The sequence below is a fragment of the Hyphomicrobium sp. D-2 genome, from assembly GCF_029872155.1.
Lineage (GTDB): Bacteria > Pseudomonadota > Alphaproteobacteria > Rhizobiales > Hyphomicrobiaceae > Hyphomicrobium_A.
The window spans coordinates 632,574-647,276 of the sequence record NZ_JARXLA010000008.1; the positions used below are offsets into that span (position 1 = coordinate 632,574).

The 14,703-nt window shown below is 60.7% G+C and carries 14 protein-coding genes; 7 read left to right on the forward strand and 7 right to left on the reverse strand.

Features of this window, described 5'->3' with window-relative positions:
• The first annotated feature begins 276 nt into the window (after positions 1-276).
• On the forward strand, positions 277-1,320 hold the full coding sequence (locus QEZ49_RS15375; RefSeq protein ID WP_280388244.1) for an AI-2E family transporter: 1,044 nt from the start codon (positions 277-279) through the stop codon (positions 1,318-1,320).
• 56 nt (positions 1,321-1,376) lie between these two features.
• Here the strand turns inward: QEZ49_RS15375 and QEZ49_RS15380 are convergent, their stop codons facing one another.
• The 4 genes from QEZ49_RS15380 to QEZ49_RS15395 form a co-directional block, all read right to left on the reverse strand.
• Positions 1,377-1,805 carry a PilZ domain-containing protein gene (locus QEZ49_RS15380; RefSeq protein WP_280388570.1) on the reverse strand — a complete coding sequence of 143 codons (429 nt, stop codon included), beginning with the start codon at positions 1,803-1,805 and terminating at the stop codon, positions 1,377-1,379.
• A 38-nt stretch (positions 1,806-1,843) separates the two neighbouring features.
• A complete protein-coding gene (locus QEZ49_RS15385; RefSeq protein ID WP_280388245.1) occupies positions 1,844-2,200 on the reverse strand; it encodes a hypothetical protein in 357 nt (118 codons plus the stop codon).
• A 44-nt stretch (positions 2,201-2,244) separates the two neighbouring features.
• Complete coding sequence (locus QEZ49_RS15390; protein WP_280388246.1) at positions 2,245-4,239, reverse strand: protein meaA; 1,995 nt, start codon at positions 4,237-4,239, stop codon at positions 2,245-2,247.
• Positions 4,240-4,355: 116 nt separating this feature from the next.
• Positions 4,356-4,736, reverse strand: a complete 381-nt coding sequence (locus tag QEZ49_RS15395) for a hypothetical protein (RefSeq protein WP_280388247.1) — start codon at positions 4,734-4,736, stop codon at positions 4,356-4,358.
• A 257-nt stretch (positions 4,737-4,993) separates the two neighbouring features.
• Between QEZ49_RS15395 and ccrA the strand changes: the two genes are divergently transcribed.
• On the forward strand, positions 4,994-6,313 hold the full coding sequence (gene ccrA / locus QEZ49_RS15400) for a crotonyl-CoA carboxylase/reductase (RefSeq protein WP_280388248.1): 1,320 nt from the start codon (positions 4,994-4,996) through the stop codon (positions 6,311-6,313).
• A gap of 134 nt (positions 6,314-6,447) precedes the next feature.
• On the opposite strand, the gene QEZ49_RS15405 is transcribed toward ccrA, so the two are convergent.
• A complete protein-coding gene (locus QEZ49_RS15405) occupies positions 6,448-7,326 on the reverse strand; it encodes a YihY/virulence factor BrkB family protein (RefSeq protein WP_280388249.1) in 879 nt (292 codons plus the stop codon).
• A 255-nt stretch (positions 7,327-7,581) separates the two neighbouring features.
• On the opposite strand from QEZ49_RS15405, the gene QEZ49_RS15410 reads away from it, so the two are divergent.
• From QEZ49_RS15410 to QEZ49_RS15420, 3 genes are all read left to right on the forward strand, one after another.
• Complete coding sequence (locus QEZ49_RS15410) at positions 7,582-8,190, forward strand: hypothetical protein (RefSeq protein WP_280388250.1); 609 nt, start codon at positions 7,582-7,584, stop codon at positions 8,188-8,190.
• 139 nt (positions 8,191-8,329) lie between these two features.
• Positions 8,330-10,003, forward strand: a complete 1,674-nt coding sequence (locus tag QEZ49_RS15415; protein ID WP_280388251.1) for an acyl-CoA dehydrogenase family protein — start codon at positions 8,330-8,332, stop codon at positions 10,001-10,003.
• A gap of 374 nt (positions 10,004-10,377) precedes the next feature.
• On the forward strand, positions 10,378-11,343 hold the full coding sequence (locus tag QEZ49_RS15420; RefSeq protein WP_280388252.1) for a cobalamin-binding protein: 966 nt from the start codon (positions 10,378-10,380) through the stop codon (positions 11,341-11,343).
• Positions 11,344-11,376: 33 nt separating this feature from the next.
• On the opposite strand, the gene QEZ49_RS15425 is transcribed toward QEZ49_RS15420, so the two are convergent.
• Positions 11,377-11,607 (reverse strand): hypothetical protein, encoded by a 231-nt coding sequence (locus QEZ49_RS15425; RefSeq protein ID WP_280388253.1) that lies wholly within the window; start codon positions 11,605-11,607, stop codon positions 11,377-11,379.
• A gap of 30 nt (positions 11,608-11,637) precedes the next feature.
• On the reverse strand, positions 11,638-12,465 hold the full coding sequence (locus QEZ49_RS15430; RefSeq protein WP_280388254.1) for a hypothetical protein: 828 nt from the start codon (positions 12,463-12,465) through the stop codon (positions 11,638-11,640).
• Positions 12,466-12,667: 202 nt separating this feature from the next.
• On the opposite strand from QEZ49_RS15430, the gene QEZ49_RS15435 reads away from it, so the two are divergent.
• Positions 12,668-13,339: a response regulator transcription factor gene (locus QEZ49_RS15435; RefSeq protein WP_280388255.1), complete on the forward strand. Its 672-nt coding sequence runs from the start codon at positions 12,668-12,670 to the stop codon at positions 13,337-13,339.
• 96 nt (positions 13,340-13,435) lie between these two features.
• Positions 13,436-14,698 carry a flagellar hook protein FlgE gene (locus QEZ49_RS15440; protein WP_280388256.1) on the forward strand — a complete coding sequence of 421 codons (1,263 nt, stop codon included), beginning with the start codon at positions 13,436-13,438 and terminating at the stop codon, positions 14,696-14,698.
• Positions 14,699-14,703: the final 5 nt, after the last annotated feature.

Consider the following 14,703-nt stretch of genomic DNA (forward strand, 5'->3'; position numbering starts at 1 on the left):
GCTACAGCTTTTGTCCGGCGAAGGGAAGCGTCTCGAATCCTGTTTCCGTGCGGCACACTGGGCGGCGACACGTGGGAGAAGGCTAGGCGGGCTCTCGACGGGCCACCCGACGGAAAAGGCGATGCAACCTTATTAAATCCGGCTGAGTTATCGCGGCCGTTGAGAGGTTCCGTAACGCTCCGGTGCGATCCTCCTCCCATCCAGGTGCAGGGACCGGCGCCTCGGCTTGGCTCGTCCGGTGTCTGGTGCGGCCTGTTCCTATGGGAGATGACCAACTTGCTGACCCCTTCGTCGGTGCTGAGCGAAGCTCAATTCATCCGCCGCGTGCTTATTGTCGTCGGCATCCTGGCGCTGGCCGCCGCGCTTTATGTGCTTTCCGACATTCTGCTGCTGATCTTCGGAGCGGTGCTGGTGGCCGTGGTGCTGCATGCCATCGCGGCTCCGGTGCGCAGGCTTACCGGTTGGGGCGAGCAGCTGTCGCTGGCGGTGGCGGGGTTCGGAACGGCGTCGCTGATCGCGCTGGTGGTTTATCTGTTCGGTGCCGAAATCGCCGATCAGCTCTATGCGCTGATTGAGAAACTTCCAGCGGCGGTGGCCAGCCTGTCCCGGGCTGAGCCGTTTCTGTCCGTTTCGGACATCGTGAAGGGATCCTCCGTCGGCAACCTGATCATGAATGCGGTGTCGTGGGGATCGACCATATTCGGCGCATTCGCCACTTTCATCGTGGTGCTTATTGCGGGCATCTACATCGCAATCGAGCCGAAGATCTATCGCGACGGACTGCTGAAGCTGTTCCCAAAGTCCGCGCAGGAGCGGGTCAGTGCAACCTTGAGCGACGCTTTTGATGCGCTGCGCATGTGGTTGGGCGCTCAGCTTGTCGCGATGATACTGGTGGGTGTTCTCATCGCTATCGGGCTTGCGATTGTCGGTGCGCCGTCAGCGTTGGCGCTCGGCTTGATCGCTGGCGTGCTGGAATTCGTTCCTATTGTTGGCCCGGTGATAGCGGCCATTCCCGCGCTGCTGCTGGCTTCGGCCGATGGCTGGAATCTCGTCTGGTGGACGCTCGGCGTGTTTGTGGTCGTGCAGCAGATCGAGAGCAACATCATCATGCCTCTGCTCTCCGGCAAGGCGGTCGACCTGCCCCCGGCTGTTGGACTGTTTGCCGTGGTGGCGCTGGGCATCCTGTTCGGCCCGCTCGGCCTGCTGCTTGGCTATCCCCTCGCCATTGTCATCGATGTCGCCGTGCGCCGGCTTTACGTGCACGAAACGCTTGGGGAAGAGGTCACGATTGCCGGCGAGAAGGTTGATGATGAAGCCTGAGCGAGCGCGACGTCCGGCCTGAACGGTATATTTCAGGGCCCCAAATTTAAGGCGGGTTATCTGCCCGGTATCTGGCGTCGGCCAAAAGTGCCCGACTGGCGGATGTCCTGAGCCGAAGGCCAGGTGCCCCGGTCGGTAAAGCGCACGCCGATGGTGAGATGATCGCGCCATGCGACGGTGCACTTGCGCGCCGCTCCGGTCATCACATCGCGCAGTTCAAATGAATTGCCGACGCTGCGGGCTGAAGGAATCTCCAGCTTTGCGCCGGTATGCGACAGGTCGCAAATCGAACAGGGCACAGAATCATTGCCGCCGAGCGAAATACGCCCCGGACGCCGCACGGTCTGGCGGTGGTTTATTCTGCGTTCCATAGCCTTGTTCTCCATACCGGAAACATATGCAGGCAGTGGGCCGGAAAAGAGGTGAGTGAGATTTGATTTGCGGCGGTGGTTAAGCATTGGTGACCAAGCGCCGACGGGAATCATCACGCGCTACTGTCGCCAGGCAGCCGATCCCGAACGCGTCACTTCCAGGAATAGGTGACGCGGCCGGTGCCATGGTGGTGTTCGGTGATTTCGACATGATCGCCGACGTGGGGCGAACTGGTCTTGAGGGCGATGACGTTAACGTGCCGGCCATCGTTCAACAGCATGTCTACTGCCAGCCCGTCTTCGATCATGCGCGTGTTTTTTACGTTCAGCGGCGTAATCGCGGCGATGGTGGCAGGGACGCGCACGTTTTCGATGCGCGCGTCCATATCCTCATAAACGAAGTAGGCTCCGATCGCGACCAGCGCCATGGCGCCGATCCCGATCCGCTTCAGCCGCTGGACCCGGATAACGCGGTCCAGCTTGCGACGTGTCTCTTCACGCATTGCCATTTTTTATCGGGCCTTCAGGCCTGTTATGGCGGCGGTGCTTCGGGTCAGGCAGCCAAAGACTGGGTGCTGACGAGACGCACGATGTCGCTCATGATGTCGTTGAGCTGGAAGTTCTTCGGTGTGTAGATGGCCGCGACGCCGAACGCTTTCAACTTGGCCTCGTCCTCGGGCGGAATGATGCCGCCGACGACGACCGGCACGTCGCTGATGCCTTCCTTGTGGAGCCGTTCCATCACTTCCTGCACCAGCGGCACATGGCTGCCGGACAGGATCGACAGGCCGATCACGTGCACGCTTTCGTCCACCGCGGCACGCACGATCTGCGTCGGCGTCAGGCGGATGCCTTCATACACAACTTCCATGCCGACATCGCGCGCGCGCACGGCGATCTGCTCGGCGCCATTGGAATGGCCATCAAGACCCGGCTTGCCGACCAGGAACTTCACGCGGCGGCCTAGCTTGTCGGAGAGGTCGTCCACTTCGGCGCGGACGGCATCGAGCGCGCCGCTATCGCGAACAACAGCAGCCTGAGCAACGCCGGTCGGGGCGCGGTATTCGCCAAACACGCGACGCAACGTCGTGCCCCACTCGCCGGTGGTGACGCCTGCGCGTGCGGCCGCAATGGAGGAATCCATGATGTTGCGGCCTTCCTTGGCCGCGCGCTCAAGCTCTGCCAGGGCCTCGTCAACGGCCTTGTTATCGCGGGAGGCACGCCAGGCCTTGAGGCGTTCGATCTGCTCGGCTTCGACGGCCGGATCGACAACCATGATGGCGCCTTCGCCAGCGGTGAGGGGCGACGGCTCCGTTTCCGTCCACTTGTTGACGCCGACAACGATCTGCGCGCCGGTCTCGATGTTTGAAAGCCGCGCCGTGTTGCTCTCAACCAGACGCCGTTTCATGTAATCGATGGCAGCGACAGCGCCGCCCATGGCTTCAATGGCGGCCAGTTCGCTCAGGGCCTGCTCTTTCAGCTCTTCAACCTTGCGCGTGATCTCGTGCGAGCCATCGAAGATGTCGCCGTATTCGAGCAGGTCGGTCTCGTAAGCAACAATCTGCTGCATGCGTAGCGACCACTGCTGATCCCACGGGCGCGGCAGGCCGAGCGCTTCGTTCCATGCCGGAAGCTGTACGGCGCGGGCGCGGGCGCGCTTCGACAGCGTCACACCCAGCATTTCCAGCAAGATTCGGTAGACGTTGTTTTCTGGCTGCGGCTCGGTGAGACCGAGGCTGTTCACCTGCACGCCGTAGCGGAACATGCGTTCCTTGGGATTGGTCACGCCATAGCGGTTGAGGGTGATATCCTCCCACAACTCGTTGAAGGCGCGCATCTTGCAGATCTCAGTGACGAAGCGCATGCCGGCGTTGACGAAGAACGACACGCGTCCGACCACCAGGCCGAAGTTTTCGTCCGGCACTTCGCCTGAGGCTTTCACGGTGTCGAGCACGGCGAGAGCGGTGGCTAGCGCGAAGGCCAGCTCCTGAACCGGCGTCGCGCCTGCTTCCTGCAAGTGATAGGAGCAGACGTTCGTCGGATTCCACTTCGGCACGTTCTGGTAGGAAAAGACGATCGTGTCCTTGATCAGCCGCAGCGAGGGCTCCGGCGGGAACACGTAGGTGCCGCGCGACAGGTATTCCTTGATGATGTCGTTCTGGATGGTGCCGGTGAGCTTGTCGCGCGAGGCGCCCTGCTCATCGGCGAAGGCGACATACAATGACAGCAGCCACGCCGCGGTGGCATTGATCGTCATCGAGGTGTTCATCTGGTCGAGCGGAATGCCGTCCAGCAGGGTGCGCATGTCGCCGAGGTGCGACACCGGCACGCCGACCTTGCCAACTTCGCCGCGGGCAAGCTCGCTGTCGCTGTCATAGCCGGTCTGTGTCGGCAGGTCGAAAGCGATCGATAGGCCCGTCTGCCCCTTCGAGAGGTTCTTCCGGTACAGTGCATTCGACTTCGCGGCCGTCGAGTGGCCGGCGTACGTGCGCAGCAACCATGGGCGGTCGGGAGCCCGCTTCTCGGCCCCGCTCTTGCCTTCGCTCATAAAATTCAACCTCGATTGGGTTCAGGCGTTTTGCCCTAAAGTACCCTTAACACCTCGCGCAAGGCAAAATGATCTTTGCCGCAACGTGGAAAGGTAGTTTTGAGGGGCTGGGTCGCTTAGACGCGGCGGATCTGACGCCCGTAGGGAGAGGCTGCCTGCGCCATGTCGCTCTTGAACGCGTAATTCTGCAAAAAGAGCGTCGAAACAATTGCCATCAGCCGCAGGCTTACCAGCAACACGAGCAGCGCTGCGATCAGGCCCAGGGTGCAGGCGATGACGACGTTCACCTCCCGATCGGGGGTGGGATAAAAATGGTAGGCGTTGAAAAGGTAATTGGCCGTCAGAGCGCCAAAAACCAAGCCGGGCACAAAAATCACGGCCAGCATTGTGCGGGACAGCACCTGCATGGTGAGCACGCCGCCCCAACCCGAAAGTAGGGCAACAACTACCAGAGTATAGGTATCGACGGTGATGGCCTGATGGAGAAAATCCGACATACGCTACCCTGAACTGCCGCGGCCACCTCTCCCCAGACTTTCATTAATCCAGAGTTGGGTTTGACGGGGTTTTTTACGACCGTTCAGATTAAAGGTTCGTTGACACGATTACATAGCGGCGCAACAGCCTCTTCATTGCAGCGCGAAATCGTGCTTGAAACGCCATCTGACTTTGCGGCCCCTGACCCTCGGGAAGCCGCGGTCGAATTCTTCCGCCGGCCGCAGGCCGGCGTTTCATCCACGGACGGGAGCCAAGAATGACGAGCCAAAGCGCCGCCAGGCCGGAAATCGCCATGGGCGCACCGGTGACGACCGAGAAAAAGGATCTCTACGAAATCGGTGAGATCCCGCCGCTCGGCCACGTCCCGAAGAATATGTACGCCTGGGCCATCCGGAAGGAACGCCACGGTGAGCCGGACACAGCCATGCAAATGGAGGTGCTGCCGACTTGGGAGCTGGATAGCCACGACGTGCTGGTTCTGGTGATGGCGGCCGGTGTTAACTACAACGGTGTCTGGGCATCGCTGGGCGTGCCGCTTTCTCCGTTGGATGGCCACAAGAACCCATACCATATCGCCGGTTCTGATGCCTCGGGCATCGTCTATGCTGTGGGCTCCAAGGTGAAGCGCTGGAAAGTTGGCGACGAAGTCGTCATCCACTGCAACCAGGACGACGGTGACGACGAGGAGTGCAACGGCGGCGACCCGATGTTCTCCACCAGCCAGCGCATCTGGGGCTACGAGACGCCGGATGGTTCGTTCGCGCAGTTCTGTCGCGTGCAGGATCGTCAGCTTCTTGAGCGCCCGCGCCATCTGACCTGGGAAGAGAGCGCCTGCTATACGCTGACGCTCGCCACCGCCTATCGCATGCTGTTCGGTCACCGTCCGCACGTGCTGCGTCCGGGCCATAACGTGCTGGTGTGGGGTGCCTCGGGAGGCCTTGGCTCGTTCGCAGTGCAGCTTTGCGCGACTTCCGGGGCCAACGCCATTGGCGTTGTATCCGAGGACGACAAGCGCGACTTCGTCATGCAGCTCGGTGCGCGCGGTGTCATCAACCGCAAGGACTTCGACTGTTGGGGCGAACTGCCGAAGGTTGGCACGCCGGAATATGACGCCTGGTTCAAGAGCGCCCGCAAATTCGGCGCCGCGATCTGGGAGATCACCGGCAAGGGCAACAACGTCGACTGCGTGTTCGAGCATCCGGGCCAGTCCACGTTCCCGGTATCGGTGTTTGTCGTGAAACGCGGCGGCATGGTTGTGATTTGCGCTGGTACCACCGGCTACAACCTGACCATGGATGCGCGCTATCTCTGGATGCATCAGAAGCGCGTGCAGGGTTCGCACTTCGCCAACCTGATGCAGGCCGCTCAGGCCAACAGGCTGGTCGTCGAACGGCGTATCGATCCGTGCATGTCGGAAGTGTTCCCGTGGGATCAGATCCCGAAGGCGCACATGCGCATGATGCGCAACGAGCACAAGCCGGGCAACATGGCCGTGCTGGTTTCAGCTCCGACAACCGGCCTGCGCACGTTCGAAGACGCCATTGAGGCCAGCGAGCGCATTCACGGCCCCAAATAAGGGCCGCTAGCCGACTAAGATGAGATAAATGGGCGGGTTGCCGATATCGGCGACCCGCCTTTCTTTTGTTGCTGCTTTTGTAGCGGTGCTGCGTTGCCCGCTGCCGTTCTTGCGCTGTGTGATCGGATGATGGATCAGCGTGAACGATGGGCCTGTGATGGCGACACGGCGCCCAAGCCAACGGCGCCCATGCGTTTGAACTCGAAGATGCCGCGATTGAGTTCTGCTCCGAGAATGACGATGACAGCGGTCATCTGGAAGAAGATCATCGCCACCATGAGCTGCGACAGACCGGCGTAGAAACGCGTGTAGTCCGACAGGTTGAGATAATAGGAATAGAGGCTCGCCAGCAGAATCCAGAGTGCTGTCGAGACCAGCACGCCGGGCCAGACGTCCTTGATGCGGCGCTCCCCAGCTGCAAGCCATAGATGGAACGCGAAGAGCTGCGCTGCGATGAGGCAGCCAGCGGAAATGTAGCGCATGGTGGCGCCCAGCCACGTCGACCGCATCAGAGTGAAAGACTGCGTGAGTGTCGGGTCGAAGCTTTCAGCCAGCGCCGGTCCGACGACGACCACCCAGGTGAGAAAGAGCATCGAGGCTGCCGACGCGAGCACGAAGCACATGCTGCGCACGAGGCAATAGAGATACGGCCGCTTCTCGACGACGCGATAGGCGCCGTTGAGGGCGGTGCGCAGGGTTTCGATGGCGTTGGTGGCGAAGAACAGTGACAGGCCGGCGCTGACCGTGAGCAGGTCGATACGGGTCCGGCCCATGATGGCTTCGACCTGGGGGGCGAGGCCCGCCGCTACGCCGCTGGGCAGGATCTCGAACAACTGCTCGATGGCGTGATTGGCGAGTTCGCGGCCGCCGAAGATGCCGGCCAGCGCGCCCAGGAAGATACAGAACGGGAAAAGCGAGACCACGAATGAGAACGCCACCGCGCCGGCCATGGCAAAGCCGCTGTGCTCATAGAGGCGATAGATTGCCTCGAGCAATGTGCGGTAGCGCTGCATTCGTTTCTCCCGGAACGTTAAAAATTTTGCGCGGAACCTAACGGCGCAAGGCGTGCCGGTCTATGCCCGGAGATGCCGCGCCATTGGATTGCCGCAGGTTGTGGGGATTTACGGCCAAATAAGCGGCATTTCGGGCTGCGGTTACTGGTGAACATAGGCTGGAGGCTGGTTCAGCGTTTGGCGCTGGCAAGGCGCTCGTGGACGCAATAGTGGCCGCCGTCTAGGATGTTGTGGCCTTGCAGGGCCGCGTTTGGAGTGGATACGGGCAAGCCGATGGAGCGTGAGTGGAAGCGTAGCGGCGAGGGAATTGGCTGGCCGGCGGCCCGTCAGTCCGCGGCGGGCAATGCTCTGCCGCAACAGCCGCCACCGGTTCCATCGCCCGTTGAATTTGATCCGGATGGCTTCGGCAGCGACGACGAAGATGGGCTGAGGATGCTGGCGGCGCTGGGGGCGATGACCAGCCTCGAGCCCGACTATTCGTCTGAATCTGGTGATGATTTCTCGGGCGAGGCGTCGGTGACGATCATCGAGGCGACGGTGATGCCTGCTCCGGCGCGGCCATTCGGGGTCGCTCAGCGCGAGGGGCAGCCCCTGGCGCCAATATCAGCGCAGGATGGTTATCCGCCGATAGTTGCCCAGCTGGCAGAGCCCGATTTTGTGGCGGACAGCGATGAATCTGGCGTGCTCAGCGCGATGCGCGAGGAAGCTGAGGTTGAAATTATCTATCCCGATCAAGCTGTTCTGGATCCACTTGGTGCGACGCCCACGCGGGCTGAAAAGCCAGCATCGCTACCGGAGCGCATCGCGGCAGTGGCGGGGCGTAGCGCCGGAAGCCGCTTTATAAAGGCGCTTTCTGGAAAATGATGGGGCCTGCGGCACCGATTGCCTTGACGAGCGGGCCATTTACCCGCAACGCAGTCGGCCAGCAATTGTGAATTCAAAGTTTGCAAATTAGCGGCGCCGCTAAGGTGTTCCCGCTGCAAAATTCCCAGGGAGGTCAAGGATGACGACGTCGGTGATGACGGCCGAGCAGGATTTGCTTGCGGCGGGCCCGGGCGCGCTGCTGGAGCGTGCGGAACGTGCGGTGGCTGCGGCCGATCGCGTGCTTGATGCCGCCAAGGTGGGCGTCAAGGCCATCGTTGCCGAAGCCGGCGTCGATAATGTCCAGCATACCGCGCACGGCTTGGCATGGCTTGCGACCGCTGTTGAAGGTCTGCGCCAGTTGCAGGTCTGGGGTTCCAACCTTTCCGCAGAAGGCCGTTTCAGCGATTTCGAGCAGCTCATCCTGCTGATCGGCTTTGGCGAGTATCTGGCGCAGATTTCCGGCGGCGTGCCGATGAGCCAGCTTGAGTTCGTGCGCCCCGAGCAGCTTGGTGTCGCCCGCTCGATCATCCGCACCTACGAGGACGAAGTGGCGGACATGATCGCCGCCGGTTCAACGCAGGCGGTGAAGCAGAAGCTGGCCGACCTGATTGCGGCGCAGCCCAATGCAGCTACGTTCGGCGATCCTGGCCTCGACGAGACGCATGCTGCCATCCTCGATCAGATGCACACCTTCTCCGAGGCGGAGGTTGTTCCCTTCGCCCACGAATGGCATCTGGCCAATGAGTACATTCCGCTGGAAGTGATCCAGAAGGTTGCCGAGCTTGGCGTGTTCGGCCTGACGATGCCGGAAGAATTCGGCGGTATGGGCCTCGGCAAGGAGAGCATGTGCATCGTCTCTGAGGAGCTGTCGCGCGGCTATATCGGCGTCGGCTCGCTTGGCACCCGCGCCGAGATCGCGGGCGAACTGATCCTCAACAACGGCACCGACGAGCAGAAGGCAAAGTATCTGCCGAAGATCGCTTCCGGTGAGCTGCTGCCGACGGCCGTATTCACTGAGCCGAATACGGGTTCGGATCTGGCCTCGCTGAAGACGCGCGCGGTGAAGGAAGGTGACACCTATAAGGTGACGGGCCAGAAGACCTGGATCACGCATCCGGTTCGCGCTGACCTGATGACGCTGCTGGTGCGCACCAATCCGGACGAGCCGGGCTATCGCGGGCTTTCGATGCTGCTGGCTGAGAAGCCGCGCGGCGATGACGCCAATCCGTTCCCTGCCGATGGCATGAGCGGCGGCGAGATTGAAGTGCTCGGCTATCGCGGCATGAAGGAATACGACATTTCCTTCGACGGCTTCGAGGTTCCGGCCGACCAGCTTCTGGGCGGCAAGGAAGGTCAGGGCTTCAAGCAGCTGATGAACACGTTCGAAGCTGCCCGCATCCAGACTGCTGCGCGCGCTGTCGGCGTTGCGCAGGCGGCGATGGATCTTGGCCTCAAGTATGCGCTGGAGCGTATCCAGTTCGGCAAGCCGATCTATTCATTCCCGCGCATCTACAACAAGATCGTTATGATGGCGGTGGAAACGATGATTGCCCGTCAGCTCACGCTGTTCTCGGCGCGCCAGAAGGATCAGGGACACCGTTGCGACCTTGAGGCCGGCATGGCGAAGCTGCTCGGCGCACGCGTTGCGTGGGCGAACGCCGACTGCGCGCTGCAGATCCACGGCGGCAATGGCTTCGCGCTGGAGTATCCGATCAGCCGCGTTCTGTGCGACTCGCGCATTCTGAACATCTTCGAGGGCGCAGCTGAAATTCAGGCGCAGGTGATTGCGCGCCGCCTGCTGGAAGACAAGTAAGCCAGCGGCGCGCTTCCGACAGAAGTCAGACGAATAGAGAACCCGGTGCCAGAAATGGCGCCGGGTTTTTTCTTGTCCGGTGCGCGAGGGGGGGGGATGGCTGCCGTGGGCCTGGCTGGTGATGATTTGCGGCGCGCGCGCAATGCTTTGGAAACCAGTCGAGGCGGAATTCTGGCATGGAGCGGGTTTTGAGGCGGCTTCATCAAGTGTGTGGCAGCATCTGTGGATGAGCGTGATCGGGCTGCGGGCTGTTTCCATTGCGGGTCTTGCGGACTGTTTGCCGCCTGATCATCTTAAGCGTGAAGACGCAGCGTTTGTGCAGCGGCGTTCGGCCAGTATTTAAAAGCCATTTTTTGGAGGCGATAGACGAAACCATGACCAAGAAGAAGCCAAGTCTTCGTGTCGTTTCGCTCATCGCCAGTTCCACCGAAATCCTCAACGCGCTCGGCGCCGGCAAGCTTCAGGTTGGGCGCTCGCATGAGTGCGATTATCCGCCGTCGGTCCTCGACCTGCCGGCTATCACGCGGCCGAAGTTCAGTGTGCGCGGCGGCAGCGCGGAAATCGACAAGCGCGTACGCACGCTGGTTGAAAAGGGCCTGTCGGTCTACGAGGTGGATGCCGATGCGCTGGAGGCGCTGCACCCCGATGTGATCCTGACGCAGGATCAGTGTCAGGTGTGTGCAGTTTCGCTGCGCGATGTCGAGAAGGCGGTCTGCAAGCTGCTGCACGCCGATCCGCGCATCGTCTCACTGCATCCGCATACGCTGGACGATATTTATCGCGATATCGCGATGATCGCCGACGCGATCGCCGATCCGCAGGCGGGCAAGAAACTCGTCACATCGATGAAGAAGCGCTTCGCCGCAATTCGCGACAAGGTCGCCGATCAGCCGCGCAAACGTCTTGCGTTCATCGAGTGGGTTGATCCGCCGATGTCGGGCGGACACTGGATGCCGGAGCTGATCGACATTGCCGGCGGTGAAAGCGTGTTCGGAACCACCGGACAGCCCTCGCCATGGATTACCTGGAAAGATGTTGCGGCGGCCGATCCCGACGTGATCGTGATTGCGCCGTGCGGTTACGATCTTGATGTCACGCAGCGCGAGGTGCGTCCGCTGGCGCGCTATGCCATCTGGCAGCAGATGCGTGCAGTGCGCGAGGGAAATGTGTTTCTTGCCGATGGCAATGCGTTCTTCAATCGGCCGGGCCCGCGTCTGGTGGACAGCTGCGAGATCCTGGCCGAGATCATGCATCCCGACGTGTGCGATTTCGGTCTGCGCGGCGAAGCCTATGTGAAATACAAGATGGCGCGCGCGGGTGTGATCGAGAAGGTGTCCTGATCGAGCGCAGAGGCAGAGTTGCGTGGCTGTTGCTCAGGCGATCATGGCGAACGTGATCGCCGCGGTGGCGGAGACAATTGCGCCAGCGGAAAAGCCCAGCATCAACGCCGAGAAGAATGTGGTGGAGCTGGGTGCCGTGCGCGACCATGCAATTTCATTGACCGCATCATGCAGGGCGCGGCGAAGTTCCGGACCGCTGAGGGTATCGATGGGCCGATTGCGCCACGTGATGCTGTTGCTGACGATGCTACGCGATGATGACATGGGTGCTACGCTACATTTTACGCAAACTGTTTAGGTCTCCTTCAGCAATCGGCGTGCCAATGCCATGCGGAGGCACGGCCAGCGCATTAACGTTTTGAGCTTGGCCTGATTGAGCTGGTTCAGAAGCTCGCGCGATAAAATTCCTGGCAGCCGGCGCCAGAGTAAACGGGGTGCACCTTCACGTCGCAGAATCTCCTGCTTGTCGATGAGAATCGCCGTGTAATAGAGGGCGTTGCGGCCTTCATCTCGGCCGTATGAGTCGCGGCAATACTGCCAGACTTCGGCAGCGCCATTGGAGCGCACGTAGTCGGGCCCACCGATCAGCGAGACGAGTTCGGCGGTTTTCATGCCGGGCCGGACAGCGCTCCAGGCTTCAGGTGGGATTTCAGTGGCACATCCTGCAACGCCGATGGCTGATGCAACCATTGCTGACAGTGCCAAAATGGGGCGAACGTATCCGCGCGTGCCGAAGCGACCTTGCCGCGCGAAATGGATGTTGGCCCGAGCCGCAGCCGTGCTGACGTTGGCTGCCGGACCTGACGTGCTCTGAGTAATGTGAAGCGGCGCCGCGTATGTTACCTGCATCGCGTTCAGTGTCTGCTGCCACAGCGCGGCCTCAGCATGAGCCTGACGGCGGTCTCGCCGCTGTTGCCGTTGCCGCTCTTCAAGATCGGACAGCGACCCGAACCAGATCAGCAACGCAACGGGCCCGCCGATCATCAATGCAAATGTGCAAACCACTACGGCGACCTTGGCGCCACCAATTAGAATGCATGCATGCACGAGCAACACGATGATCGCAGCGGCGAGAAGAAATGGCGATCCCTTGTGCAGCATCGGTGTGTCGGCCCCAGTCATCCAATCGTGGACTTTCTAGGGCGTACAGCCTGCGCCAAGCTTGCGTGGCTATGAATTCGGCTTGAAACCGCATGCGCAACTATAGGTGCGATAGTGCATCACCCTTTGAACTCAATAATTTAAAGGATGACTGATCGCGAAAGTAATATGTTGTGCATAACTTAAAGGATGAGATGATCGTCGTGTGATTCGGGGGGTAGCGATGATCATAATTGTTGATGATTGTGATGCGTTGGAGCGTGCAAACACTCTCGGGTTTGGTCGTGAGGGCATCTCGACCGAAGGCTTGATTGCCAGCGACTTCAGGGAATGGGTGCGGACCGCGCCGGAACCGGAACTCGCAGCGGTAGAAGCATTCGTGCTCGGCGAGTTCGATGATCGACGCATCTTTCCGAAGATCATCAAGCAGCGCACCCACGCGCCCGTGCTGGCGCTGAATGGCGGTCGCTCGCTGCAGGAAACGCTGGATCTGTTTGCTTCGGGCGTCGATGACGTCATTGCCGATCCAACGCACATCCATGAAATTCTTGCGCGGATCAAAGCGATCAAACGCCGTGCGGGCACCGAGCCTGCGGGCGAAGTGAGCGGCCAGATTCTCGTGTTTGGTGACGGTCGCGATCCTGAGGTGGGCGGTGAACCGCTGCATCTGCCGCGCCGTGAGCGTCGCATTCTCGAATACCTTGTGACCAACAAGGGGCGTCGCGTGACTAAGGGCCAGATCTTCAATTTTGTGTACGGACTGTTCTCTGAGGACATCGACGAGAACGTGATCGAGAGCCACATCAGCAAGCTGCGCAAGCGCTTGCGGCACCGGTTGGGTCATGACCCGATCGATTCGCAGCGGTATTTGGGATACCGACTGAACGACTGCTGACGAACTTGCATAAAAGCACGCGCGCCTATTCAGTTTCGCGCAAGGCGTGAATGTTCCAATCGGCCGCACACGGGCATGACGAGGGAGCATTAGCCGATGGGTCTTTATAGTACGATGCGGACAAGCGCATCCGGTATGGCTGCGCAGGCCAATCGGTTGGGTGCGGTTTCCGATAATATCGCGAACGCCACGACTGCAGGCTACAAGCGTTCGACGATTGAGTTTTCATCGTTGGTTCTTGATGGCGGCGGTTCCGAGTACGTCTCGGGCAGCGTTGAGTCGCACACGCGCTACATGATCAGCGAGCAGGGTGCGCGTAGCTTTACGACATCCGGCACGGATCTGGCTGTGAAGGGCAACGGCTTCTTCATCGTCAGCAACGAGAACGGCCAGACGTTCATGACGCGGGCCGGTTCGTTCGTGCCGAATGGCAATGGCGAGCTGGTCAACGCTGCCGGCTTCAAGCTGATGGGCTACAGCGTTCTCAACGGTCCGCCGAGCATTGTTGCCAACGGCACTGCCGGGCTTGAAGTGGTGACGATCGGCAAGCTTGGCTTGCAGGCCAACGCCTCGACCGAAGGCCGGTTGAAGGTCAACATGCCGTTGAGCGCCGCTGTCGTTCCGGCAGCCAATTTGCCTTCGGCCAACGCGGCGACAGCACAACACACGGCGATGACGTCGCTCACTGCCTACGACAATCTCGGCAACCAGCTTACGCTCGACGTCTATTCGACGAACCTTGGCGGCGGAAACTGGGAAGTGTCCGTGTTCAATCGCGCGGATGCGGCTCCCGGTGGCGGGTTCCCGTATGCCGGCGGCGCGATGGCAACCGAAACGTTGGTGTTCGACACGACCAACGGTCAGTTTACATCGACCAGTCCGACATCAGTGACGGTGGCGGTTCCGAACGGTGCGAACCTCAAGATCGATATGTCCGGTAGCACCAATCTTGCCGGAAATTATCAGCTTCTGGACGCGACTGTCGTCAACGGTAACGCACCGGAAGACGTCGATCGCATTGAGATTGCCGAAGACGGCACGATGTATTCCGTGTTTGGCAGCGGCACGCGCATTGCGACTTACAAAATTCCGCTCGGTAGCGTTGCGAGCCCGGACAATCTGCAGCCAATGGCGGGCAACGTTTTCGTTGCAACGTCCAAGTCGGGCGAAATGCAGATCGGGTTCCCCGGTGAGAGCGGCTTCGGCACGATGATTGCGGGCGCGCTGGAGCAATCCACCGTCGATCTGGCGTCGGAGCTGACCACGATGATTGAGGCGGAGCGTAACTATACCGCCAATTCCAAAGTGTTCCAGACCGGCGCCGAATTGATGGACGTCCTGGTCAACCTAAAGCGCTAATGGCA

Excerpts from the sequence above, each read along its gene's own strand:
- QEZ49_RS15380 (WP_280388570.1), bottom strand. The coding sequence starts at position 1,805 with ATGATTCCCGTCGGCGCTTGGTCACCAATGCTTAACCACCGCCGCAAA.
- QEZ49_RS15385 (WP_280388245.1), bottom strand. The coding sequence starts at position 2,200 with ATGGCAATGCGTGAAGAGACACGTCGCAAGCTGGACCGCGTTATCCGG.
- QEZ49_RS15390 (WP_280388246.1), bottom strand. The coding sequence starts at position 4,239 with ATGAGCGAAGGCAAGAGCGGGGCCGAGAAGCGGGCTCCCGACCGCCCA.
- QEZ49_RS15395 (WP_280388247.1), bottom strand. The coding sequence starts at position 4,736 with ATGTCGGATTTTCTCCATCAGGCCATCACCGTCGATACCTATACTCTG.
- ccrA (WP_280388248.1), top strand. The coding sequence starts at position 4,994 with ATGACGAGCCAAAGCGCCGCCAGGCCGGAAATCGCCATGGGCGCACCG.
- QEZ49_RS15405 (WP_280388249.1), bottom strand. The coding sequence starts at position 7,326 with ATGCAGCGCTACCGCACATTGCTCGAGGCAATCTATCGCCTCTATGAG.
- QEZ49_RS15415 (WP_280388251.1), top strand. The coding sequence starts at position 8,330 with ATGACGACGTCGGTGATGACGGCCGAGCAGGATTTGCTTGCGGCGGGC.
- QEZ49_RS15420 (WP_280388252.1), top strand. The coding sequence starts at position 10,378 with ATGACCAAGAAGAAGCCAAGTCTTCGTGTCGTTTCGCTCATCGCCAGT.
- QEZ49_RS15425 (WP_280388253.1), bottom strand. The coding sequence starts at position 11,607 with ATGTCATCATCGCGTAGCATCGTCAGCAACAGCATCACGTGGCGCAAT.
- QEZ49_RS15430 (WP_280388254.1), bottom strand. The coding sequence starts at position 12,465 with ATGACTGGGGCCGACACACCGATGCTGCACAAGGGATCGCCATTTCTT.
- QEZ49_RS15435 (WP_280388255.1), top strand. The coding sequence starts at position 12,668 with ATGATCATAATTGTTGATGATTGTGATGCGTTGGAGCGTGCAAACACT.
- QEZ49_RS15440 (WP_280388256.1), top strand. The coding sequence starts at position 13,436 with ATGGGTCTTTATAGTACGATGCGGACAAGCGCATCCGGTATGGCTGCG.